The organism is Flavobacterium erciyesense, from assembly GCF_018069925.1.
GTDB classification, from domain to species: Bacteria; Bacteroidota; Bacteroidia; order Flavobacteriales; family Flavobacteriaceae; genus Flavobacterium; species Flavobacterium erciyesense.
Map to the genome: position 1 here is coordinate 12,238 of NZ_JAGPXB010000014.1, position 25,767 is coordinate 38,004.

Annotated in this window: 20 protein-coding genes; 10 read left to right on the plus strand and 10 right to left on the minus strand. The window is 36.5% G+C overall.

What is annotated here, in order from left to right:
* Positions 1–174 precede the first annotated feature (174 nt).
* Positions 175–636, minus strand: coding sequence for an Mpo1 family 2-hydroxy fatty acid dioxygenase (locus tag KBJ98_RS12675; protein WP_210791201.1), 462 nt, complete (start codon positions 634–636; stop codon positions 175–177).
* 235 nt (positions 637–871) lie between these two features.
* Here KBJ98_RS12675 and KBJ98_RS12680 point away from each other — a divergent pair, with 235 nt between their 5' ends.
* Genes KBJ98_RS12680 through KBJ98_RS12705 form a run of 6 tightly spaced genes read left to right on the plus strand, consistent with a single transcriptional unit; the run spans position 872 to position 5,601 of the window.
* Positions 872–1,570, plus strand: coding sequence for a tetratricopeptide repeat protein (locus tag KBJ98_RS12680; protein WP_210791203.1), 699 nt, complete (start codon positions 872–874; stop codon positions 1,568–1,570).
* A 40-nt stretch (positions 1,571–1,610) separates the two neighbouring features.
* Entirely contained in the window at positions 1,611–2,966 is a 1,356-nt protein-coding gene (locus tag KBJ98_RS12685; RefSeq protein ID WP_210791206.1) for a UDP-N-acetylmuramate--L-alanine ligase, read from the plus strand.
* 10 nt (positions 2,967–2,976) lie between these two features.
* Positions 2,977–3,435, plus strand: coding sequence for a GNAT family N-acetyltransferase (locus tag KBJ98_RS12690; RefSeq protein WP_210791208.1), 459 nt, complete (start codon positions 2,977–2,979; stop codon positions 3,433–3,435).
* Positions 3,436–3,446: 11 nt separating this feature from the next.
* Complete coding sequence (radC, locus tag KBJ98_RS12695) at positions 3,447–4,142, plus strand: RadC family protein (RefSeq protein WP_210791211.1); 696 nt, start codon at positions 3,447–3,449, stop codon at positions 4,140–4,142.
* A gap of 8 nt (positions 4,143–4,150) precedes the next feature.
* Positions 4,151–4,840 carry a YjjG family noncanonical pyrimidine nucleotidase gene (locus tag KBJ98_RS12700; protein WP_210791213.1) on the plus strand — a complete coding sequence of 230 codons (690 nt, stop codon included), beginning with the start codon at positions 4,151–4,153 and terminating at the stop codon, positions 4,838–4,840.
* Between the two features lie 2 nt (positions 4,841–4,842).
* A complete protein-coding gene (locus KBJ98_RS12705) occupies positions 4,843–5,601 on the plus strand; it encodes a hypothetical protein (protein WP_210791215.1) in 759 nt (252 codons plus the stop codon).
* Between the two features lie 58 nt (positions 5,602–5,659).
* On the opposite strand, the gene KBJ98_RS12710 is transcribed toward KBJ98_RS12705, so the two are convergent.
* Positions 5,660–6,937, minus strand: coding sequence for a replication-associated recombination protein A (locus KBJ98_RS12710; RefSeq protein WP_210791216.1), 1,278 nt, complete (start codon positions 6,935–6,937; stop codon positions 5,660–5,662).
* A 230-nt stretch (positions 6,938–7,167) separates the two neighbouring features.
* Here KBJ98_RS12710 and KBJ98_RS12715 point away from each other — a divergent pair, with 230 nt between their 5' ends.
* The gene (locus tag KBJ98_RS12715) at positions 7,168–7,959 is read left to right on the plus strand and encodes a rhomboid family intramembrane serine protease (protein WP_210791217.1); all 792 of its coding nucleotides are present in this window, start codon (positions 7,168–7,170) and stop codon (positions 7,957–7,959) included.
* Between the two features lie 28 nt (positions 7,960–7,987).
* On the opposite strand, the gene rlmB is transcribed toward KBJ98_RS12715, so the two are convergent.
* The 8 genes from rlmB to KBJ98_RS12755 all read right to left on the minus strand — a co-directional run bounded on the left by rlmB (position 7,988) and on the right by KBJ98_RS12755 (position 22,402).
* A complete protein-coding gene (gene rlmB, locus KBJ98_RS12720; protein ID WP_166138122.1) occupies positions 7,988–8,722 on the minus strand; it encodes a 23S rRNA (guanosine(2251)-2'-O)-methyltransferase RlmB in 735 nt (244 codons plus the stop codon).
* Positions 8,723–8,790: 68 nt separating this feature from the next.
* Positions 8,791–9,744, minus strand: coding sequence for a hypothetical protein (locus KBJ98_RS12725; RefSeq protein WP_210791218.1), 954 nt, complete (start codon positions 9,742–9,744; stop codon positions 8,791–8,793).
* Between the two features lie 12 nt (positions 9,745–9,756).
* A complete protein-coding gene (locus KBJ98_RS12730) occupies positions 9,757–11,418 on the minus strand; it encodes a SusD/RagB family nutrient-binding outer membrane lipoprotein (RefSeq protein WP_210791219.1) in 1,662 nt (553 codons plus the stop codon).
* 18 nt (positions 11,419–11,436) lie between these two features.
* Positions 11,437–14,628 carry a SusC/RagA family TonB-linked outer membrane protein gene (locus KBJ98_RS12735; RefSeq protein ID WP_210791220.1) on the minus strand — a complete coding sequence of 1,064 codons (3,192 nt, stop codon included), beginning with the start codon at positions 14,626–14,628 and terminating at the stop codon, positions 11,437–11,439.
* Between the two features lie 494 nt (positions 14,629–15,122).
* Positions 15,123–16,019: a hypothetical protein gene (locus KBJ98_RS12740; protein ID WP_210791221.1), complete on the minus strand. Its 897-nt coding sequence runs from the start codon at positions 16,017–16,019 to the stop codon at positions 15,123–15,125.
* 11 nt (positions 16,020–16,030) lie between these two features.
* On the minus strand, positions 16,031–17,533 hold the full coding sequence (locus tag KBJ98_RS12745) for a SusD/RagB family nutrient-binding outer membrane lipoprotein (RefSeq protein WP_210791223.1): 1,503 nt from the start codon (positions 17,531–17,533) through the stop codon (positions 16,031–16,033).
* Positions 17,534–17,544: 11 nt separating this feature from the next.
* On the minus strand, positions 17,545–20,631 hold the full coding sequence (locus tag KBJ98_RS12750; RefSeq protein ID WP_210791225.1) for a SusC/RagA family TonB-linked outer membrane protein: 3,087 nt from the start codon (positions 20,629–20,631) through the stop codon (positions 17,545–17,547).
* Between the two features lie 85 nt (positions 20,632–20,716).
* A complete protein-coding gene (locus KBJ98_RS12755; protein WP_210791227.1) occupies positions 20,717–22,402 on the minus strand; it encodes a BamA/TamA family outer membrane protein in 1,686 nt (561 codons plus the stop codon).
* A gap of 264 nt (positions 22,403–22,666) precedes the next feature.
* Here KBJ98_RS12755 and rpsL point away from each other — a divergent pair, with 264 nt between their 5' ends.
* From rpsL to fusA, 3 genes are all read left to right on the plus strand, one after another.
* Positions 22,667–23,050 (plus strand): 30S ribosomal protein S12, encoded by a 384-nt coding sequence (rpsL, locus tag KBJ98_RS12760; protein ID WP_007136570.1) that lies wholly within the window; start codon positions 22,667–22,669, stop codon positions 23,048–23,050.
* A gap of 66 nt (positions 23,051–23,116) precedes the next feature.
* The gene (gene rpsG, locus KBJ98_RS12765) at positions 23,117–23,593 is read left to right on the plus strand and encodes a 30S ribosomal protein S7 (RefSeq protein ID WP_166138146.1); all 477 of its coding nucleotides are present in this window, start codon (positions 23,117–23,119) and stop codon (positions 23,591–23,593) included.
* Between the two features lie 10 nt (positions 23,594–23,603).
* Entirely contained in the window at positions 23,604–25,760 is a 2,157-nt protein-coding gene (fusA, locus tag KBJ98_RS12770; protein ID WP_166138149.1) for an elongation factor G, read from the plus strand.
* The last annotated feature ends 7 nt before the right edge of the window (positions 25,761–25,767 follow it).

Below are 25,767 nucleotides of genomic sequence, written 5' to 3' on the forward strand. Positions count from 1 at the left end.
AGTTTTGTTTTAATAAAAAAGTTTTTCTTAGTAAGAATAGTATAAAAGTAGTGTATTTTCTTCTTTTTTTTATATGGGCTCCTAAATAAAAAAGCGATCTCCTTAACTGAATTAAGAAAATCGCTTTTGTGAAGTTTTTTAGTTTAAAAAAGGTTACTAGAGTATGGAATTAAACTACTTGCTGGCAAATACCGAATGAATAACCCAAGCTGGTCCAATCAACAAAAATTGTAAATCTTTTATGAAAGAGGGTTTTTTACCTTCAATTTTGTGTCCGTAAAACTGACCAATCCAACCAACTGAAAATACAATTACAGAGAAAAATAATAATGGAATAAATTGAGCAGCAATATAATTTCCTACTAAGCAAATAGCTGCAAAAAGTAGCATTTTTAATCCCATGCTGAACGATAATCTTAAATAAAAAAGTAGTACAAATACAAGAACTACAAAAGCCCAATTAGCAGTTATAGGATGTATAGCTGCTAGTGGAGCAAGTATTTCGTTAGGGAAGGTCATGAATAAACCTACCACCGAAAAGAAAATTACAGGTACACAAATGTAATGGATTTGCTTATTGGTCACATTTTGATGACTTACACTGTATTCCTCGAACCAAGTTTGTAACGATTTCATAAACTGATGTTTTGAGCTAATGTAATAAAAAGTTATTAAAATCATAAAACCACCATTAATTTTTTAAGGCTTCAGACTTTTCAATCTTTAGATTCCAAATATTTGGCAAGAACTTTGCAACCAACGCTTGTAATTCCTTTTTTCAAAGAAGAGGATTTCGAAGTGTATTCAGTTTAAAAAGGGATTGCTTTTTAAATTGTTGCTCTTATTTATTTTAATTACCTATTTTTGAATTATGAAACAATTTCTTTATTTACTTTTATTGCTACCAGCGATGATATGGTCTCAGTCTAATTTTGATAAAGCAGAAAAACTCTTCAAAGAAGGCAAATACAGCCAAGCCGAAGAGGGTTTTTTATCTTGTTTAAAAAACAATCCAAACGATTTAAAAGCAATTGAGTATTTAGGAGATATTGCAGGTCAAAATAAAGATTGGGATAAAGCGATATCCTATTACAAAAAATTAAAGGTAAGCAAGCCCTCAGAAGCAAACTACTTTTATAAATACGGTGGTGCCCTAGGTATGAAAGCAAAAGATGCCAATAAATTTAGGGCGTTAGGAATGATTGATGAGGTAAAAACTTCATTTGAAAAAGCAATAGCACTCAACCCGAAACACATCGATTCAAGATGGGCTTTGATAGAATTGTATATTCAATTACCCGGAATAGTAGGAGGGAGCGAGTCTAAAGCCATTAAATATTCGAATGAATTGTTGCGCTTGTCACCTGTAGATGGATATTTATCGCGCGGGCACATTGAAGAATATTTTAAGCGCTATAAAAATGCCGAAGTACAGTACAAAAAAGCCATTCAGGTAGGCGGTTCAAAAACCAGTTACCAAAAATTAGCTAGTTTGTACAAAAACAAAATGCGCGAACCAGAAAAAGCAAAAACTATTTTAGAAACCTATTCGAGCAAACAACAAGATTAAAATTCTTGTTTAAGCCAATAATTATAAACTCAATATCAGAATGCGTACACATTTTATAGCTATCGGAGGCAGTGCCATGCACAATCTTGCTTTAGCCTTACACAACAAAGGATATCAAGTAACAGGTAGCGACGATGCTATTTTTGAACCTTCAAAATCACGTTTAGAAAAAAAAGGAATTTTGCCTGTTGAATTAGGTTGGTTTCCTGAAAAAATTACACAAGATATTGATGCCGTAATTTTAGGAATGCATGCCAAAGCAGACAATCCTGAATTGTTAAAAGCACAAGAATTGGGTTTAAAGATTTACTCTTACCCAGAATTTTTATACGAGCAGTCTAAAAATAAAACGCGCGTCGTAATTGGTGGTTCACACGGAAAAACTACTATTACATCAATGATTTTACATGTAATGCATTACCACGATATTGCAGTCGATTATATGGTTGGTGCACAATTAGAAGGTTTTGATACGATGGTACATCTCACAGAAGAAAATGATTTTATCGTACTCGAAGGCGATGAATACTTGTCGTCACCTATTGATCGCCGTCCAAAATTTCATTTATACCAGCCGAATATTGCTTTGATTTCAGGAATTGCTTGGGATCACATTAACGTGTTTCCAACGTATGAAAATTACGTGAATCAATTTGAGATTTTCATCGAAAAAATCACCAACGGAGGTATTTTAGTTTACAATGAAAATGATCCGGAGGTAAAACGAGTAGCTGAAGCGGCAACTAATCCTATCCGTAAAATGGCATACAGCACCCCTGATTACACAGTTGCTGACGGAGTAACTTTATTAGAAACCCCTGATGGAGCAATGCCTATTGCAGTTTTTGGCGCTCATAATTTGAATAATTTAGCGGGAGCCAAATGGATTTGCCAAAACATGGGTGTAGATGAAGCTGATTTCTATGAAGCCATTGCTAGTTTTACAGGAGCCTCTAAACGTTTAGAAAAAATAGCTGAAGGTAAAGGCAAAGTTGCCTATAAAGATTTTGCACATTCGCCAAGTAAAGTGTCTGCAACTACAAAGGCAGTAAAAGAACAGTATCCGAACCGAAAATTGGTGGCTTGCTTAGAGTTGCATACCTATAGCAGTTTGAATGCTGAATTCTTAAAAGAATATGAAGGTGCATTAAATCACGCTGATGTCGCAGTAGTTTTTTATTCGCCAGATGCGGTAAGAATTAAACAGTTAGAAGAGGTGACTTATGAGCAAATTGCCAAGGCTTTCAATCGCGAAGATTTAGTGATTTATACCAATCCACAAGATTTTAAAGACTATTTGTTTAATCTTGATTTAGACAATTCAGCTTTGCTGTTGATGAGCTCGGGTAATTATGGCGGATTGAATTTTGATGAGGTAAAACAAATTATTCAATAATTCAAAAAAGATGAATACGTTGTATCGTTTAGAAAATACCAATAGTGATAATCCTGATTTCAGAAAGTTAGTGAGATTGTTAGACCAAAGCTTATGGGAAACCTATCCTGAACTAAAAGCGGATTATTGGGGTAACAATATTATTGAATTCAATCCGAATGTTGTGTTGGTATTTCGAAATGATGTAGCGGTAGCCTGTGCTTGTTTTAAAAAGTACGATACCAATTCGGTCGAAATCAAGCGGATGTTTGTGAGTCCTGAACATCGAGGTTTCGGTCTTGCACAGCACATGTTGCAGGAGTTAGAAAAAAATGCAGCAGCTTTAGGGTTCACGAGTTTAATTTTAGAAACTTTGGTGAAACAAACAGCAGCTATTGCTTTATATAAAAGTTTTGGCTTTGATGGAGTAGAGAATTATCCTCCGTACGAGGGCCGAGATTTAAGTGTTTGTATGCGTAAAACAATTTAAAGGATATTCAAATGGGGGAGCAATCTTTTTTTCCGATTACTAATTGGTCCGAAGACGATAAACCTCGGGAAAAATTAATGCTCAAGGGCAAAAGCGTTTTAAGTGATGCAGAGCTGATTGCTATTTTGATTGGATCGGGTAGTCGAAACGAATCGGCTGTTGCTTTGAGCAAACGCATTTTGGCTAGTGTCGACTCTAATCTAAATGCACTCGGAAAATTATCATTGGCTCAATTAACCCAGTTCAAAGGAATAGGCGAGGCCAAAGCAATTGCCATCATTGCAGCTTTAGAATTAGGTAGAAGAAGGCGTGCAGAAGAAGCCACGGAGCTCACCAAAGTAACTTCAAGTAAAATTATTTTTGAGATCATGCAACCCATCATTGGCGAATTGCCGCACGAAGAGTTTTGGGTGATTTACATGAATAATTCTAACAAAGTAATTTATAAATCGCAACTCAGCAAAGGAGGAATCACAGGAACCTTGGTCGATGTTCGATTGGTTTACAAAATGGCACTAGAAATGGGCGCAACAGCATTAATATTGTGTCACAATCATCCATCGGGAACTTTAGTGCCGAGTGATGCCGACAAACAAATTACCAAAAAAGTAAAAACAGCAGGCGAAAGTCTCGAAATAAAAGTGTTAGACCATCTTATTGTAACTGAAAGAAGTTATTTTAGTTTTGCTGACGAAGGATTAATGTAAATTACACCATGAAAAATAACACAATTACAGATGTTTTTTTTGACCTTGATCATACCTTGTGGGATTTTGACAAAAACTCAGAACTAACATTTGATAAAATATTCAAAAATCGTTTTCCCGAGGTACATACACCACACTTTATTGAGCAGTATGTTCCTATTAACCAAGAATGTTGGAAGTTATACCAATTTGACAAAATTACGCACGACGAACTGCGTTATAACAGATTAAAGCAATCATTTGATGCTATTGGTTATCACATCACTGATGCTGAAATTGAAATCGTAGCGAACGACTACATTACTCTTCTACCAGAGAACAATCATTTATTTGAAGGAGCCTTTGAAATTTTAGATTACCTTTCCGATCGCTATCAACTTCATATTATTACCAACGGTTTTGCTAAAGTGCAAGAAAAAAAGATGGCTAATGCTAATTTAGTCAAGTATTTTAAGACCTTAACCAATAGTGAATTGGCGGGTGTAAAAAAACCGAATACTGCTATTTTCGAATATGCATTAGAGGTTGCAAATACTTCTAAAGAACGCAGTGTTATGATTGGTGATAGCTTGGAGGCCGATGTTTACGGAGCACTTAATGCCGGTTTAGATGCTATTTTCTTTAATGAAGCAAAGCTAGAAGTTCCAAACGACATCAAACACATCACTCATTTATTAGACCTAAAAAAACATTTATAATCATGAAAAAATATTTATTAGTTGCCCTTATGTTGGTTTGTAGCTTGTCTAAAGCACAGTCTATCAATGATTACAAAGCTGTGATAGTTCCCGTAAAGTACGATTGGCTAAAACAAGATAATCAATATAGACTCAATACTTTGACCAAGTTTAATTTAGAAAAAGCAGGATTTCAGGTTTTTTACAATAAAGAAAGTATACCAAGTAGTTTTAATGACCGTTGTAATTTGTTGTATGCTACTGTCCTCAATCAAAGTAATTTTTTGACTACCAAATTAGTCGTGCAATTAAAAGATTGCAATGAAAAAGTGGTATTTGAATCTGAAGTTGGGAAGAGTAAAGAAAAAGAGTATAAAGTTGCGTATACTGAAGCTTTAAATGAAGCGTTTGAATCGGTTTTAGCTTTAGCATACCAATACAGTGGCGCAGCAGTAGTTGCTCAGGAAATAGTTGTCGCAAAACCGGTGGAGCAAATGAGCGCTCCAAAGTCGAGCGAGGTTGTTGTTGCTCCTTCTGCTTCCACAGCGTCTGTGACTTCGGGTGCTGATTTGTTGTATGCGCAAGCAACAGCGACTGGGTTTCAATTGATTGATAGTACTCCGAAAGTAGTGATGAAATTAATGAAAACTTCTCAGCCTAACTCATTTATTGCAATCAAAGGAGAATTGCAAGGTTCTTTACTTTTAAAAGACGGACAATGGTATTTTGAATATTATAAAAATGATGTCTTACTATCCGAAAAAGTAAACGTCAAGTTTTAAATTTCGTAATTGTCACACAATAAAAAAGCCAGAAATTGTTCTGGCTTTTTTTATAGTTTTAATATCCGTATTTGTCTTTCCAGCGATTTTTTAAAAATTCACGAATACTGTTTTCTCTCGAGTTATTTCCAGGAACATAAATTGGAGTTTTGCTCAAGGCATCAGGTAAAAATTCTTGTTCAGCAAAATTATTGTCGTAATCATGAGAGTATTTGTATTCTTCCCCATATCCCAGTTCTTTCATGAGTTTGGTTGGTGCATTACGCAAGTGAATGGGCACTGGTAAATCTCCAGTTTGCTTTACGAGCTGCTGCGCCGTTCCTATGGCTAGGTAAGAAGCATTACTTTTAGGCGAGGTAGCCAAGTAAACCGCACACTGACTGAGTATAATTCTACTTTCAGGATAGCCAATAGTACTTACGGCTTGAAAAGTGTTATTCGCCATGATAAAGGCGGTAGGGTTGGCGTTACCAATATCTTCACTCGACAAAATAAGCATCCGTCTCGCAATAAATTTTACATCTTCGCCACCTTCGATCATTCGCGCTAGCCAATACACGGCTCCATTAGGATCGCTCCCTCGAATAGACTTGATAAAAGCGGATACAATATCGTAATGCTGTTCACCTGTTTTATCATACAAAACGGTATTTTGTTGTACCAATGAAAAAACGAGATCATTGGTTATGGTAATATCTTCAGATGCTGAGGCGTTAATCACTAGCTCAAAAATATTCAATAATTTTCGGCCATCGCCACCAGAAAGTCGCAGTAAGGCTTCTGTTTCTTGCAAAACAATATTTTTGGTTGCGAGTATTTTATCTTGTTTGATGGCACGTTCCAACAAGGATTCTAAATCATTTTTTGTAAAGGCATTTAAAATATAAACCTGACAACGCGACAAAAGTGCAGGAATTACTTCAAAGCTTGGGTTTTCAGTTGTAGCACCAATAAGTGTAATCCAACCTTTCTCTACAGCGGCTAATAACGAATCCTGCTGCGATTTGCTAAACCGATGAATCTCATCAATAAAAAGAATCGGATTTTTAGCTGTAAAAAGTCCGCCACTTTGCTTGGCTTTTTCAATGACATCTCTGATATCTTTTACACCAGAATTAATGGCGCTCAATATATAAAACGGACGTTTTGATTCTTGTGCTATGATTTGTGCCAAGGTAGTTTTACCCGTTCCAGGCGGTCCCCAAAATATTAAAGAGGGAATACTGCCACGGTTGATCTGTTGTGTTAATGACCCTTCAGGTCCTACAAGGTGTAGTTGGCTGATGTAATCCTCCAGTTTTTGGGGGCGTATGCGTTCTGCAAGTGGAGCGTCCATTGAGGTTTGTTTGCTTACAAATCGCTCACTTTTGTAAAAATGTAACGATTTAAATTAAAATGTAAAATTACTATTTTTATTAAAAGTCTTTGGCTTTTTGTTGTTAGAACTGATTTAAGTTGATAAGATGTCAAAAAAGCATAAATTGATTTTGATGCCTTGCTGACAAAATAGCACGCTGTGTGGTTTGGATACATTTTTGAAGTTGGTTTGAAACAATTTTGTTAATTATGGAAAATGAATTTAAATATACAAACAAGGTTGTTTGGTTTCCTTTCGTCTTTGTTTTTATGATTTGGTTGGTTTATTGGTTACAAATTCGATTCGATTTTGATTTTGTAGAAAACGGCATTTTACCTCGAACAGCTTCAGGGTTGCAAGGCGTGTTGTTTAGCCCATTTATTCACGCTGACTTGGAGCATCTTTATAATAATACTATTCCGTTGATTGTTTTGTTATCTTGCCTACAGTTTTTTTACGCAGGTCAAGCAAACAAGGTGATTGTATTAGGAATCTTAGGTTCAGGACTGTTGACGTGGTTAATTGGTCGATCGAATTACCACATTGGCGCTAGCGGATTAATCTATGTATTGTTCAGTTTTATTTTTTTTAAAGGAATCCAAACTAGATATTACCGATTAGTAGCGCTCTCATTAGCTATCATTGTAGTTTATGGTGGTTTGGTTTGGTACGTTTTTCCTATGCCTGACGTTACAGAAGGGCAGTCTGTTTCCTGGGAAGGGCATTTGTCTGGATTGCTAACGGGCTGTTTCTTGGCGGTTAGTTTTGCAACGCCAAAGTTTAAAAAAACACCAAAATACGAATGGGAAAAGCCAGACTACGACCCGTCCGAAGATAAGTTTATGCAGCGGTTTGATGCAAATGGAAATTTTGTAAACTTGCCGCCTCCAGAAGAGCCAGAAGTGCTTGAGGAACAAGTTACAAGTTTATCTTATTTTACTTCAAATGCATTGGTGGTATATCATGTAAAACAAAAAAATGAACTAGAGCCGGAGCAATAGTTCATTTTTTATAATGTGATTTTGTTATTTATTGACGTTGTCTAACCGCTTCATACAAAAATGCGCCACAAGCTACAGACACGTTTAATGATCCTATAGTTCCAAACATTGGTAGTTTAGCTTTTTCATCAACCAACTTCAAAACAGATGGGTTTACACCTCTATCCTCCGAACCCATGATAATAGCCACTGGCTCATTTAAGGCTATATCGTAAATGTTTTGGTCCGTTTTCTCAGTGGCAGCGACTGTCTTTATTCCGCTAGCTTGCAGTAAAAAAAGCGCGTCTTTAATATGTTCTACTTTACAAATAGGAATGTTAAAAACTGCTCCGGCTGAGGTTTTAACGGTGTCACCATTTACAGGTGCTGAACCTGCTTTTTGAACAATTATTCCATTAACGCCGGTACACTCTGCAGTTCTTATGATGGCACCAAAATTACGTGCGTCAGATATTTGATCTAATATTAAAAACAAAGGCTTTTTGCCGTTTTCAATAACCGTTTCAATTAATGTTTCTAGGTCAAAGAATGAAATAGGGGAGATGGTAGCCACAGCACCTTGGTGATTGTTTGGTGTTAAGCGGTTGAGTTTTTCGACAGGAACGTAAGAGAAGTTAATATTGCCTCGCTTCATGACTTTCATTAAGTCTTTCATGAGTTCGCTACTAGCCTCTTTTTGAATGTATACTTTGTCAACCGTTGCGCCAGATTGTATGGCTTCGATTATTGCTCTTATTCCAAATATTTGATGTTCTTTTTCCATGTGGCAAAGATATAAAAAAAAACCACCCCGAAAAAGGGGTGGTTTTAGTTGTAAAATTCATCACTTTTTTAGCGTGTGAAGATTGCTGGCCAATTGGCACCACCTTGTCTAGTGATTGTAGTTGTACCTGAATCGTTATAAGTACTTCTCCAGTTTAAAGTAATTGTATTGCCTGAAGCAGCTGTAATGGTGTAAGTGTATGAGTCACCATATTGGTCTGTACCACTAGCAACTAAATTATTACAAAACCAAGTAACTCTTGAGCCTGCACTGTTCGCTGGATTGTCACCGTAGCACGAAGATCCGAACATTCCAAATGATAAATCACTTATAGCGTAAACTCCTGGTGTTGCAGTCTCAGTAAATCGAACTGTTCCAGATACTGATGTCCCGCAAGCCGCTCCTGCAGCCTTCATATTTGTAGTAACGTACGTATGCGTACCAGCTAGACTTTCTGTTATTGGACAAACCACATTGGCACTGTACTGAAATGGAGATGCAAAATAAGCGCCTCCAACTACGTTGGTGTTTGAATTAGACCTTGTAAATACGCGCCCGTCTTTTAGAACTTGTGCCAAACGAATTACAAATTGATCTCCACCGGTGTACTGTGCATCAGTTAAGCCAAGTTTAGTTTTCAATTCTGCAATTGTTACACTGATAACAGCTTGAGGTAATTCTCTTGTTCCAGCTGTAAAGTTTGCTGCTGCAATTGATTTAAGTAGTCCTTCAGCTTTTGGATTTGTACCATTTCCGGCAGAATTGTCAACAAATGAAACGTAAACATCAACTCTTTCAGTATCCTTGCCATCGTTTTTGTCTTGAACTTCTAGGGTTACTTGAAACTTAGCGTTTGCATCTCCAAGAGCGATACTTGGGTTGTCTACTTTAATTGTGCGAAGTGCTCCACCACCATTTACAGTGTTTTCTAGAACAAAGTCTACAGGATTATCTCCCTCACTACATGAGAACAAATAAGTAGATAGAACTACAACGCTAAGGTATTTTATTAATTTTTTCATGATTTATTTTTTTTAGTTACCAAATGGGAAACCTGTTTCAGGATTAGTATCCCAAAAAACACGTTGCGTTACTTTAGCTTTCTGTTTTATGTTTGGATTAGTACCAGTTACATCTGCAGGATATAAGAAAGAGCGAATGAAACCATCTGCTTTTTCATCTATGTTTGGTTGAATTCTTCTAGGAAATCCCGTTCTGCGGTAGGCATTGTAAGCATCTGTACCATTTCCAAAAAGTGATATAAAAAACTCTGTAATTACAACATCTAGTCTTTCGGCGTTACTTGTTGCAGCTTCATATTTGTCTGTTACAGCATTTATATAATTCGTATCTGCGCTTAGAGCAGGTGCAAAAGAGGCAATTGCAGTTTTATCTCTTGTAATAAATCCTCGTACTTTAGTCAAGGATTTTTGGATACCTGCGGTCATAAATGCTCGAGCATCACCAGTTCCTCCTGTAGATAGCGCTGCTTCAGCTCTCCAAAAATCAACTGTAGATGCTAAAACTATTGGCGTTATTCCACCTCCAGCTGCACCAAACGTAAGGCCGTTTATTGCTCTAAAAGTATTGTCATCAAATTTACCTCCGGCTGGATAAACACCAACAGCGGTACGTTTTTGTCTGTCATTTGGAATTCCTTCGTCATTTCCATGGTCTCTTCCCCAGTATCCTTGATCAGAGTCAATACGACAGTATACATATCCGCCAGCTGCATAGTGCGCAGGTGCAGGCTCTACAGTACATCTTAAGTCTTGCTCACTCACAGGAACTGTGTTTACTTGTCTGTAGAAGTAATATCTCATTCTTGGATCTTGAGCTGTTTTTCCGTTTTTCATTTCATTCATCAACCAGTTAGCTTGGTAACCATCCTCTATTCCTGAAGGAGTGTAATTGGCGATGTAAAGCGGATGCCTAGAGTCAGGATTTGAATTGCTAATACCCCAGTTGAATTCAAAATCTTCTCCTGTACCTATGAAAGAACCTGATGAAATGATGGTATTAAACTTTGTTATTGCAGTTGGATCAACTAGCTTAGTTTGCAGATAAATTTTAAGTTTTATTGTGTTTGCTAATTTAATCCATTTTGCCCAATTTTTATCGTAATAGAAATCGATTGCTGGAGTAGCTGTTGAAGTTGCATTGAAGTTAACAATTGCTTTATCTAATAATGATAAGGCTGCAGCATATACATCTCTGCCCGCGTCCAGTTTTGGAGTAAGGTTTGTCGTGCTTACTGCTTCAGAGTAAGGAATATCTCCAAAATAATCCACAAGAGTTACAATTGTGTACGCCTCGATTACCTGACCTATCGCGATGTGCTTGGTTAAACCTTTTTCTTCAGCAATAGGAGCTATTAAACGATTGTTTTTCAAAATTACTGCATACGCACTTGCCCAAGTACCGTTAAATGTGCTTGCCGAGTAGGCGTCATCTTGATAACTTCTACCAAACATGTATTTTAATCGGCTCACTTCAGCTCCAACTGTACCGAAACTTTGCATTGCTACTGCAAACTCTGTTTGTACTTTGTTTAATAATAAGTCTGGATTAGCTGCAGTTTCCGGTAATGCGTTCGGATCTTCTGTTAATTCTAGGTTTGTGGTTTCGCACGAGGAGAAAGTCACGATACTTATTAGTGCAATAAGTAAACCTGCTGTTTTTAATATTTTTTTCATAATGTTCATGTGTGTTTTTTAGAAAGAAGCTTTTATACTAAAACCATATCTTTTACCGCTCGGCCCGTTTAAGAAATCGAAACCTCTTCCGTTTCCTACTCCGGTACCAACAACGTTTGGATCAAAATTTACGCCTTTTGGAGTGTTGAATGCGTTATAGTACAAGTTGTAACCTGCTACGCTAAAACTAAGTGAACCGAAAGGTGTTTTTTCTAAAAATTTAGTTGGTAATGTGTAGCCCAATGATACCTCGTTCAAACGTACTACAGATCCGTCGTAAACGCTAAGTTCGTCCGGTCCGAAAGCAATATTGTTAAAGTAGTATGTTGAGTTGTTGATTTGAATATCGTTTGGTGTTCCGTCTTCTTTTACGCCAGGTAAAACGAACGTTTGTAATCTGTCAACAGTATCGGTAGTTAAACCTCTACCTAGCAACGCGGCAGTAGTTTGAGAATATACATCACCACCACTTACATAGCTTATTAAGAAGTTTAAGTTAAAATTCTTGAAAGTGAATGTGTTAGTAGTATTCAAAGTAAAGTCAGGATTTGGGTTTCCAATGATAAATGGACCTGCTTCAATAGCGTAATCACCCACGCTGTTAACTACAAAATTACCATTAGCGTCTCTTTTAATTCTAGACCCAACCATAACGCCAACTTGTTGGCCTTCGATAGCTTGGTTACCTAAGTTGGTAAAACCTGCCGTTGTAATTCTTTCTAATTCACCAAGATCTTTTACAATCATTTCTCCCTTGAAGAAGTTTGTTGATAAGTCCCAATTGAATCCCTTATCGTCATTTTTCACTAGGTGAAGATCAAGTTCAATTTCTAAACCATTACCTTTCAATAGTCCAATATTAGTAAAAGTAGATAAGAAACCACTTGATGGATCAATAGGTGTTTCGGTAATTAAATTTTTTGTTTCTCTTAAAAAATAGGAAGCATTTAAGCCAATTCTGTTATCGAAAAATTTCGAATCAAATCCAAATTCGTATTCACTGAGTAATTCAGGTCGCAGGTTGCTATTTCCTAAGCGTGAACTTGCCTGTTGTGAAGCGCTTATGACGCCGTTAATGTCTGAAAATGCTCTCGGATTTCCTTCAATAGTATTAGCAACTGGGTATGAATCTGCGAATCCGGCAGAAGTTCCATAACTAGCACGTAATTTTAAGAAGTTTAATCCTCTGTTACTTGTCATTGAAGAGAAAGCTTCTGTTGGAATAAAAGAGATGCTTCCTGCTGGGTAAATTATACTGTTGATAAACGTGTTAGAAACCCAGTCTTTTCGAGCTGACAAATTTACATACAAGTATTTTTGATAATTGAACTCAGCCAATCCATAAATACCAACGATGTTTTTGTTTTCGGTATATTGAATAGGTGATTGAGTACTAAAGTTATAATGTCTTTGAATTCCAAAAACTTGTTGACCTTCACTAAATACACCTTGTCTGTCATAAGATTGATATCTTGAAGTAGCACCTGCAGTAAAGTTAAGCCCTATTTCGTCTGTTAAATCATAGTTTCCATTCAGCATCAAGTTGTGATCCCAGATCAAATTGTTGTTATCAACTGTTCTATAGTTTCCTAAAACCGGTCCTCTAGGAGCACCAACATTTGTGTAAGAGCTATTTCTTTCATTATAAAAGTCAAATCCTAAACGGTAGTTTAATTTTAAGTTGCTGTTTATTTCATACTCCAATGCAGTGTTTCCAAATGTTCTGTGCGTTAATTGGTTTACTGACGAGTTGTTAAGAGTCCAATATGGATTCACAATGTCGTTTCCAGAACGATAGCTTAAGTTTGCTCCAGTTATAGGATGCTGTGATGGCCAGTTTTGCAAATCAACGTTTCGAGGTGTATAGAAAATATCAGCAAAAATAGACAAACCTGAACCGGCAACACCTGAACCGTTACTTCTAGCTACTGGTGGAGTTGTAAAATCAGTTCTTGAGAAATTCATTGTTCCGCTGATAGTAAATTTATTACTCAATTTAGATCTTCCTCCTGCACTAAAAGAGGTTCTTTGCAAAACATTTCCAGGAGTAAACCCTTCGTCATTTAAGTTTCCAAAGTTGAAATTGTATGAAGTGTTTCCGTTTTCAGATGCGCCTGCTAAGTTTACACTAGTATTGACAACAGCCCCAGTTCTAAAAAAATCTTTAACGTTATTAGTTGCTGGTTTATATGGTATACGCAAGCCTTGGTATTCTGGAAAAACAGACGCTAGCGCAGGTCTACTATAAGGGTGTAAAATGGTTCCATCAGCCGCGATTCCTGATCCTGTTGCGGCATAACCACCTAGGCCATCTTTATAAAATCCAGGTCCCCAGTTTGAAAAGAAGTTTCCGTAAGCTTGGTCAAATCCGTTACCAAATGTATTTTGATAGTCTGGTAAAGAAGCTATTTCATTAAAAAATAATGATTGGTTTACTGTTATCTCATTTTTCTTACTTCCTTTTTTAGTTGAACCACCTTTGGTAGTGATTAAAATTACTCCATTTCGTCCTGCTGTACCATATAGGGTAGTGGCAGCATAGCCTTTTAGGATATTTACGTTTGCGATGTTATTAGGATCTAAGTCAAGAAAACGGCTTGACCCTGAGTTTCCATCGGCAAAGTTCCCAGATGCATTTGTGTCACTTGAGAAAGGAACTCCATCCACAATGAATAATGGTTGTGTGTTTCCAGAGATTGAATTCAGTCCTCTAATGTTAATACTTGTACCAGAACCAGAAATACCACTAGTTTGGTTGATGATAACACCGGAGGCTTTTCCAGTTAAAACCCTGGCTACATCGCCTTCAGCTCTTTGTTCAATTGCTGCAGATTTGATTTCACTAACGGCATAACCAAGAGATTTTTTCTCTCTTTTAATACCTTGGGCAGTTACTACTACACTTTCAAGTTCCGTAGTTTCGTTCTGCATTTTAACATTCAGGTTTGCTGATTTCGCAACAACCTCCTGATTTTTCATCCCAATAAAACTAAACAATATGATGCTAGTTGGGCTTGCTTTGATAGAAAATTTTCCGTCAAAATCAGTCTGAGTTCCAGTTGTAGTTCCTTTGACTAATACACTTACGCCTGGTATTGGCATGCCTGCATTGTCCGTCACAGTTCCCGAAACTGCTCTCTCTTGCGCAAAGGTTAGTTGCGCTAGTAGTACTGCTAGTAGTACTAAAAATCCATTGAACTTTAGTTTCATTATTTAATTGTTTTGATTAGTAAGGCAAAACTCTTAATTATTTGTTAACTTTCCTAATTAAATTGTTATAAATTATCTTTTAACAAAAAATGTTGTGAATAATGTGTGTTTGTTGTGAATTATTGTGTTTATAGTGTAAGATTAATTGTATCTATACAATGTTGAATATTCCCGTTTATTACTGTTTTTGGAATAAGAGCGATGCTTCAATTAGGCTAAATGGATGTTGAATTTTTCAACTAATAAGTAGCGCTTATCTCAAGTGGGTATTGGTTTCATGGTTTAAGCAATAATTGAATTTATCTCTTATCGCGAGGCAGAATTTACTCTTTGTCTTAGAGCTAATTTTGGATTTATCCTCAAATGTTTTTTTTGGGGTTACAAAGTGATGTGGCTTGGGTTAGAAGTATTTTTAACTTTTGTTTTTCGAGGATTATAGTCAAAAAAAAACCACCCCGATAAGGGGTGGCTTATTAATCAAAATTAAGAGTTGATTACTCTAATCTACGAATTACTTCATAGAATTCTCTTGGTGCAGCTGGATTGTATCCGACAGTAAGTTTAATAACGTCTTTTCTGTTGTTTGTTCTTTCGACAACATTAGAAGTCCCACATTTAGAAAGTGTCAAGCTTGTTGGATTTGTTTCACAAGAAATTGCTGCAACACCGTTTAATAATGTTGGCTCGCCTGTAAAAGGATCCTTTGTTAAAACAGTTACTTTGTTATTGGCGTCAACTGTAAAATACCAGTTGTTTCCAGAGAAATTACCAACATATTCAGTATGCTTGTATAAAGTTTCGCTTAACGCTTCAATTACACGCGTCGCTCCAACTGGTGAAGCACTCCCTGGAGTATTTACTCCAATTCTGAAGTAAGTTCCTTCTAACACTTCATATCTACCTGCTAAACTGTTTGCTCCAAGTGCTTTCACTGTGATAGTAATCGTATTGTTTTCTGCAACTGACTCTGATGAGTCAACGATTTCTAAAACAATATCTTTAAAATCAAACGGTACCAAACCACCAGTTAGAATTTTTACAGATGCTTGAGCGCTTGTTTGCCCTGCAGGAATTGTAAATGTTTTCACAGGTAGTTCAAATTCTACTCCTTCTTTCGCTTCTGAAGTAGATTTAGTAGCTATAGTTACGGTAACATCTCTGTCTAAAGCAACGTTTTTACCGCCTGCGTAAGAGATGTCAAAACTAAATGTTTTTGGAGTGTTTGCTGCATCTTTAATGATGTTCACTTCTGTTGCCGTTTGTGCAAATGTTGTCAAAACTGGACCTTTTCCAAAGTCTGTTTCGTCTTGGTCTAAAATAGCATCACATGAAGTAAAAGATACTGCAAGTACGATCGCTGCTATGGTTTTAGATAATAAATACTTTTTCATAATTATATATTTTATTTCCAGAATGGATTATCATTGAATGCTGATGCAGCTGTTTGTGCTGGTACATTTTGAGAGTTTCTTGAAATCTCTGAAGAAGGATATAAAAGTCTTACTGGTCTCTTTCCTCCACCTTCTGCAGGTTGTGGTAAGTTTGCAGGGAAACCTGTTCTTGTTTTCTCAATCCACAATTCAATAGATGATGTACCGTTTAATGCAACCCATTTTTGGGTAATAATCGCTTGAACTTTGTTTGGCGATGAATCCCATGAAACGTTAGGGATATCTTGTGCTAAATAAGTTGTTGCAGCAGTAGCAGCATTAGGAACAGCTAATCTTGTAAATGAAGCACGTACTGCTTGTTCGTATTTCGCTTTTGCAGCAGCATCACCACCTGCTATGTAGCCTCTAGAAATGGCCTCAGCTTGAAGTAATAAACTTTCTGGTAACGACATAATCGTTTGGTTTTGAGTAGCACTCACCAATAATCCAGGACCAACTTTTGCTAAGTCTCTAGATGTGAATCCAGTACCTGGCAGCGTTGTTGTTTGAGGAGCACCTTTGAAAGCGCCTCCAGTTGTAGCTCCAGCATAAAGTCTAGATAATCTTGGGTCATTTGTTGTAGTTAAGTATCCAACTGTATAGTCAGATGCTACAGTAAAATCTCCTCTGTCAGTTTCTAAACCAGTTGATGGTCTTCTGAAGTATCCGAAAAATGGGCTTTGTTTGTTAGTATCATCTACATAACCAGGATTAGCAGCAATATCACTTGTAATGTATCCTGCTCCGTTTGCATCAATTAATGCTATTTGTGCACGAATGTAAGCATCTTGGTTGGTGTTGCTTAAACGTACTAGCATTCTCAGTTTTACAGTGTTTGCGAATTGAGCCCATTTTGTCATGTCACCACCATTGATGATGTCTTTTTCATGTGGATTCTCCGCATTAGCAGGTACACTAAGTGCTGTAGTAGCAGCCGTTGTTAATTCAGCAATAACTGCTTTGTATACAGTTTGTGCATCATCATACTTAGGAGTGATGTTTCCTGCTCTTAAATTAGCTTCTGTGTAAGGTACATTTCCGTAAAGGTCAACAAGGTATTGGTATTGAAAACCTTTTAAGATTGTAGCGATTGATTTGTAAGCGCTATAATCAGTTGAACCAGCAGGATCTGTGTAATTTTGAACGTATGTTAAATCTCTAAAGATTGTACCATAAGACGTTTCAAAAATTCCAGCATAAAATCCAGAGTTTACAGTGTATCTTGAAAATTCTTGATTTGACGACCAGTTTGATGGTGTTGCCCAGTTATATGCGATATATTGACCTAAGTAGGTCATTTGAGTTGCATTTAAACTTGCAAGATCTCTTTGTGCTACTGGTAATGTTAAGCCAGGAGTTGAAATACCAGGGTTATTTGGATTGGTGTCTACATCTAAATAATCACTGCAACTTGCAGTCATCACGGCTGCTAAAGTTAGCAGTGTACATGATTTTATGATTTTTACTATGTTCATGTTTTTAGGTATTAAAAAGTTAAGTTTAGGTTTACCCCAAATTGTCTTGTTGGTGGAGTTTGTGCTTGAGTACCAACTCCTACTGCATTTCCTGTAGTGAAGTTAAATTCAGGATCTGTTGTTGTATTTTCTTTCGGTCTTAAGGTAAGTAAGTTTCTACCAAAGAAACCAATGCTCAATGCATCGATACCCGCTTTTTTGATGAAGTCAGAATTGAAATCATAGTTCAAAGAAACCTCTCTTAGTTTTAGTGTAGTTGCATCAACAACATAATTTTCTTTCACTGTGTTGTATTCATCCCAGAAAGCATTTCCACCGCTTGCAGTCAAACGGTTGTTGTTTGCTACAAATCCGCCATTTCCATCAGAGTAAGATGAGTTAGGAAATACGAAAGGTTGTCTACCTGCTGAGGCGCTGTGTTGCGTTAATCCTGTAAACTCCAAGGCATCATTTAAGTTGTTGTAAAATACGTGTCCGGTTCTGTAGTCAGCAACAGCGTACAAGGTCCAGTTTTTATAGGTAAGCGTAGTGTTTAAACCTAAAATGTACTTAGGTGCAGTTTGCCCTTGTGTTCTGTTTTGAGAATCTTTAATAGGGTTACCATTATCACCAACAATTACTCTTCCTTCAGAATCTCTTAAGTATGAACTAGTTTTGATTAATGGGTAAGATTCGCCAACTTTTGCAACGATTTCTGCATCAGCAAATCCACCAATACTAACTTCGTCAAGGCCATCTGTTAGGGACATTACCTTTGTTTTTATACCAGTGTAGTTAACTCCTGCTTTCCAAGTAAAATCTTGATTTTTTATAAGTGTTCCTTTTACATCAAGTTCTAATCCTCGGTTTCTGATTTCTCCAATATTTGTTAGAATTCTTGAAGCTCCTGAAGCTAAAGAAGTGTTAATTGGAACAATTTGATCAGTACTGTTTGTTTGGTAGTAATTACCGTTAAAAATTAATCTGTTTTTGAACAATCCTAATTCAATACCAAATTCTCTTGAAAAAGTAAACTCTGGATTTAAATTTTGATCTGGATCAGTTGAGCTCTGAGATAAACCCGTTGTGGCTCCGTATGGAAAGCCAATTGGAGTTGCGAAAATTGCTTTCGTAACATATGGTTCACCGCCATCGTTTCCTACTTTTGCAATATTCAACGTCAATTTTAAATTATCAATCCCATTGTCGCTTTTTATACTTGGGAATGCTTCAGATGCTAGGAATGACAATCCTGCACTAGGATAAAAGAAAGATCTATTTTGAATTGGTAATCCAGATGACCAATCGTTTCTTGCTGTTGCACTAAGAAACAAATAATCTTTATATCCTAAAGTTAATTCAGAATAAACACCTTGTCTTCTGAATAAGGATCTGTTTTCTCCTCCTAGAAGTTCACCAGTTCTTGTTCCAACATTATAAAAATCTGGAATAGTTAAGTTGTTTCCACTTACGTTTACACTTGAACTTGAAATTAAACGTGTGTTTGCTCCTGCGGTTAATTTAAGGTTAAAGTTTTCGCTTAAATTTTTATCAAATTTTAAGATGATATCATTGTTTAAACGCTGACCAACTCCTATTCTTGATGCAGTACTAGCTCCGTAGGGGTCCATTGAAGAGTAAGTGTTAGCTAATTCAAAAGCGTATGTAAATGCTCCGAACTCTCTTTTGAAATCTTCTGAAAATGAAGTGTATCCGGTATTAACAGATAATGTTAAATAGTCTGTAAATTTGTAATCAATGTTCGAAAGTACATTGAACTCAGTATAATCGTTTTTCTCTCTTTGTGTGTCAAGAATGAAGTAAGGGTTTTCGTAGAATCTGTAGAAAGATACCTCGTTTCTGGTAAATTGTCCTGTTCTCCAGTTTTTCATTTGGTCCAAAGGAATGTGTAATGGCGTATTTAATACGTTCCAGTATACTGGTCTTCCTTGTCTTCCTGCTGTTTCACTTACTTGGTTTGAGTGAGCTCTAAAGAAACTTACGTTTCCACCAACAGTTAATTTATTGTATTTTCTACTACCTTTTAAACGTACGTTTGTTCTGTTGTACGTATCGTTTGGTACAGTTCCTGTTGTATTTGTTTGGTCAATAGAGAATAAAAAGTCACTGTTTTCGTCACCACCTTTAAATGTGATACCGTGTCTAGCAGAAACTCCTGTATCAAAAAAGTTACGGATGTTGTTTTTTACAGGTGTAAAAGGAACTTGCCATACTGATCCGTCATCTAATGTTTCACTTGCGTCAACTAGTCTTCCGTCAAAACGAGGTCCCCAGTTTACGTTTTCCAATGGGTAAAGTGTTCCGTCAGGAAATCCACCAACTCCAAATTCGCTTTGTACTTTTGGTAAGTAAGCTACTTGCTCTAATTGCAATGAGCTGTTGTAGTTGATAGAAAGTTTACCGCTTCCTTTTTTAGTTGTGATGATCATAACCCCGTTAGAAGCTTCTGCTCCATACAATGCAGATGCGTTAGCACCTTTAAGGATGGTTACGTTGTCAATGTCATTTGGGTTAATTCTGTCAAGTACTCCTCTCGCAGATGGAAATCCATCGATAACGATCAATGCTTCGTTGTTTCCTAGTATAGATCTGTTACCTCTAAGGACAACTCTTGTACTTGGGTTAACACCATTGTTTACTACGTTAACTTGCAAACCAGAAACTTTACCAGATAAAGCTGTAGCAACGTTTACGGCTCTTGTTTTAGTTAAATCTTCACTTTTGATGTTTTCAACCGCGTAAGACAATTCTTTTGGTTTTCTCTTGATACCCATTGCGGTAACAATTACACCTTCAAGTTCAACTGAGTCGTCTTTCAGTGTAACTTTTAAATTTGTTGAACTAGCTGCTAGCTCTTGGGTTTTCATCCCAACGTAGCTAAATACTAATACTTGACTTGCACTTGCTTTGATGGTAAATTTTCCATCAAAATCAGTTTGTGTTCCAGATTTTGTTCCTTTAACCAATACGCTTACTCCTGGTATAGGTAAGCCTGCATTGTCAGAGACAACTCCTGAAACCGCTCTCTCTTGCGCAAAAGTTATTTGCGCCATTAGTGCCAACAAAAGCACTAAGATTCCATTGAACTTTAGTTTCATTTTTTAATATTTTGAATTAGTCTCGCAAACCTCTTAATAATTTCTTAACATTCCTAATATTAGTAAAACCATTTAGTGTTAAAATTTAAAATTTAACATTGTAGCTTAAATGAATAATGCTGTTTTGGAAATTGAATTTATCTTCTAACGTTACTCCGTTTGCAAGCGCTAGTTTTAAAACTCCGTTTTTAGTTTGTAGTCCAATGCCGAAGCCAATACCCAATCGTGATGTTGTGTTAGTGTTTGGCAATGAATTGGATTCGTCCTTTGCGAGGCTGTAGTCTAAAATAGTGTGGAAATATAATTGGTTGTTTAGGTTGGTTCTGAATTCAGTTTGTAATACAGTTGCTATTGATGCTTGGAGGCTGTTTTCGTTAAAGCCTCTCAAGCTGTTAAATCCGCCAAAGCGGTATAATTCATTTTGTAAAATATTTTTGCTTTTCAATAAGTAGCTGTTTGATTGTAAAATGATATTGTTTTTTTGTGTTAATGTGATCGTGTAGTTCCAATTTATGCTTGCAGATAATTGTTTTTGGGTTTCGGGGTTCGCTGTGTTGGTTAAGTCTCTCTTTCCTAGTCCGAAATTCACTGATAGGTGATTGGGGTTTGTGTTGTTTTGTTTGTTAGTGGCTACTTTGTAATTGTATCCAATTGTTAAAAAGGAGTTTGAATAATCGTTAATTATTGCACTGTTGATGTTTTGGATGTCACTTGATGTTGTGGTTTGATATCCGAGTGTTATTTTTTGTCGCGACTTTAGATCGTAGGTAGCCGCGATCATGGTTTTGGTATTTTGAAACGTACTGTCTTGTCTGAATAAATTCAACTCTGCTTTTAGTCCAATTGGAGAGTTAAAAATAAACGGTAGTTCAAGGCTGGCGTCAAATGTTTTTTGATCTTGTCCATCACTTTTCCAGTCGATGTGAATTTTTTCGCCTCTTTTAAGTATGTTTTGTAATTCGATGTTGGCATATCCGTTGAATTGAATTTTTTGAGCATCGTTATTTCGAAAACCGATAAAGCCATCGAAAGTGTTTGCGTTTTGTTTTTCGAGGTAGACATACACTGCAGTTGAATCGGTTGTAAGTAGGACCTCTGGGTATTTACTGTTTTTTGCAAATCCTAACGTTTCAAATTGATTGTATATGTTGGATAATGTCTCTTTGTTGTAGGTTTTGGTTAAGTATTTCTTTTTGATTTGGGTCAAGAGGCTTTTTGGTAGTTGCAGATTGTTTGCTTGTTCTACGATGATATTGGTTAATTTTCTACTCGAGCTTTTATAAATTTCAAGTTCGGCTTGCAGTAGATTTTTTTGTCTTTCGATGTTTTTTAGTCTGATATTAGCAAGAGCGTTGCCTTGTTGTTCATAAATGGAAAGTATGTTGCTTAAAAATTGGTCCAAATCTTCGTACTCGATTGTGTGTGTTTTTTTAGTTTTGCTAAAAGGAGGTATTTCAAAATTATTCGGTGCGTTAATAACTACTGATTTTATCCTTTCGCCGAAATAAATAGTGCTACTGTAAACGCTGTCATTTATTTTTACCGCTGTTTGAACATTGCTATCTAAAAATCCTTTTTTAATTAATCGCTGGTTGATCGTGGTAACTGTTTTTTCTATGGACTGTAAGTTTATGTGTTTCTTTAGGCTGAGTAAAGTGTCTGGTAGTGTTTGGTTTTCGGTTGTTGCTGTTTTGAATTGTAAATAGAATGATTGTGCACTCATTGTGATTGTACAAAGTAGAAAAAGCAGCAGCACTAAATTATTTTTCAATTGAGTTTGTGTTTTATGATGAGCTGGAAATCTTTTTTACTCACTTTTCGAAGTCAAATTTATGACATTTTTGGGCTCGCTTAGTCTGTTTTGGAATGTTAAATTAAGGAAATGATTGTCTTTGTTGGTTAAAGATCTTTGACTTACAATTATTTGCTCTTAAAAATAAATTCAAATGATGTTGTAATCTCAAAAAAAATAAATACATTTGCAACCCCGTAAAAAGCGGGAATTTAATATAATAAGAAATTTTTAGTATTAATTATGCCAACAATTCAACAATTAGTAAGAACAGGAAGAACTCAGATAACTAAGAAGAGTAAATCGGTTGCTTTAGATTCTTGTCCTCAAAGAAGAGGGGTTTGTACGCGTGTTTACACTACAACACCAAAAAAACCAAACTCTGCAATGCGTAAAGTTGCGCGTGTACGTTTGACAAATGGTAATGAAGTGAATGCTTACATCCCAGGTGAAGGACACAATTTACAAGAGCACTCGATAGTATTAGTTAGGGGTGGAAGGGTAAAAGATTTACCAGGAGTTAGATATCACATCGTTCGTGGTGCACTTGATACGTCAGGAGTAGCGGGAAGAACGCAAAGAAGATCTAAGTACGGAGCAAAACGCCCAAAAGAAGCAAAAAAGTAATTTAAAGTTTGTATGTAGCAAGGCCTAATGGTTTTGCATGCGTATCTATTTTATTAAAAAAAAGACATGAGAAAAAGAGCGGCAAAGAAAAGACCACTTTTACCAGATCCAAGATTCAATGATCAACTGGTAACACGTTTCGTAAACAACTTAATGTGGGATGGAAAAAAATCGACAGCGTTTAAAGTATTTTATGATGCAATTGACATCATTGAGTCTAAAAAACAAGATGCTGAAAAATCATCACTAGAAATCTGGAAAGATGCATTAACGAATGTTATGCCTCACGTAGAGGTTCGTTCACGTAGAGTGGGTGGAGCTACATTCCAAATTCCAATGCAAATTCGTCCAGATAGAAAAATTTCTATGGCGATGAAATGGTTAATTCTTTATTCAAGAAGAAGAAACGAAAAGTCAATGGCTCAAAGATTAGCTTCAGAGTGTTTAGCTGCAGCAAAAGAAGAAGGAGCTGCTGTTAAGAAAAGAATGGATACTCACAAAATGGCAGAAGCTAACAAAGCTTTCTCTCACTTTAGATTTTAATTCGTAAGAAATGGCTAGAGACTTAAAATATACAAGAAATATTGGAATTGCTGCTCACATTGATGCTGGTAAAACAACAACAACAGAGCGTATCCTTTTTTATACTGGTAAATCACACAAAATAGGTGAAGTACACGATGGTGCTGCAACTATGGACTGGATGGCTCAGGAGCAAGAAAGAGGTATTACTATTACTTCTGCTGCTACAACTTGTGAGTGGAATTTTCCAACTGAACAAGGCAAAGTGTTGCCAGAATCAAAACCTTACCACTTTAACATTATTGATACTCCTGGTCACGTTGACTTTACCGTAGAGGTAAACCGTTCATTACGTGTATTAGATGGTTTAGTGTTTTTATTTAGTGCTGTAGATGGTGTTGAGCCACAGTCAGAAACTAACTGGAGATTAGCTGATCAATATAGAGTTCCACGTATGGGATTCGTTAATAAAATGGACCGTCAAGGATCTAACTTTTTGGCAGTTTGTCAGCAAGTAAGAGACATGTTAAAATCAAACGCTGTAGCGATCACTTTGCCAATTGGTGAAGAGAATGATTTTAAAGGTGTTGTTGATTTGGTTAAAAACCAAGCTATCGTTTGGCATGATGCTACTCAAGGGGCAACTTTTGACATCATCGATATCCCAGCTGATATGGTTGACGAAGTGAAAGAGTACAGAGATATTCTTATCGAAGCAGTAGCTGATTATGATGAGAATTTACTTGACAAGTACATGGAAGATCCAGATTCTATTACAGAAGAAGAGATCAACAATGCGCTTAGAGCTGCAACTATGGATATGGCTATCATTCCTATGATTGCAGGTTCTTCTTTCAAAAACAAAGGAGTTCAGTTCATGTTAGATGCAGTATGTAAATACTTGCCATCTCCAATGGATAAAGAAGGTATTTCAGGAATTCATCCTGATGATGCTGAATTATTAGAAGAAGATCAAACTCAAATCTTGCGTAAGCCAGATGTTAAGGAGCCATTTGCTGCTTTAGCATTTAAAATTGCTACTGACCCATTCGTAGGTCGTTTAGCTTTCTTCCGTGCTTACTCAGGTCGTTTGGATGCAGGTTCTTATGTATTGAATACACGTTCTGGTAACAAAGAGAGAATTTCTCGTATCTACCAAATGCACGCAAACAAACAAAACCCAATCGAATATATCGAGGCAGGTGATATTGGAGCGGCAGTTGGATTTAAAGATATCAAAACTGGAGATACATTGTGTGATGAAAAACACCCAATCATTCTTGAGTCAATGAAATTCCCTGCACCGGTAATTGGTATCGCTATTGAGCCAAAAACTAAAGCTGACGTTGATAAAATGGGTATGGCTTTAGCTAAATTAGCTGAAGAGGATCCAACATTTACAGTGAGAACTGATGAAGCTTCAGGACAAACTATTATCTCAGGTATGGGTGAGCTTCACTTAGATATCTTGGTTGATAGAATGAAGCGTGAATTCAAAGTTGAAGTAAACCAAGGTGAGCCTCAAGTTGAATACAAAGAAGCTTTTACAAGATCAGCTCAACACAGAGAAACTTACAAAAAACAATCTGGAGGTCGTGGTAAATTCGGTGATATCGTATTTAGATTAGAGCCTGCTGATGAAGTAGATGGTAAAGTACCTGTTGGATTGCAGTTTGTAAATGAAGTAAAAGGTGGTAACGTTCCTAAAGAATATATTCCTTCTGTAGAAAAAGGTTTCCGTGAAGCTATGAAACAAGGTCCTTTAGCAGGATACCAAGTAGATAGTTTGAAAGTTACTTTATTAGATGGATCTTTCCACCCTGTGGATTCTGATGCACTTTCTTTTGAATTAGCGGCAAGAATGGGTTATAGAGAAGTGGCTAAAGCTGCTGGTGCTGTAATCTTAGAGCCAATCATGAAAATGGAGGTTATTACACCAGAAGAAAACATGGGAGATATCGTAGGTGATATTAACCGTCGTAGAGGTCAAGTGAATGATATGGGTGACAGAAATGGAGCTAAAACTATCAAAGCTGATGTGCCATTATCTGAAATGTTTGGATATGTAACAACATTAAGAACATTGTCTTCAGGTCGTGCGACTTCAACAATGGAATTTTCTCACTATTCAGAAACGCCTTCTAATATTTCAGAGGCAGTAATCAAAAAAGCAAAAGGAAACGCTTAATCTTTAA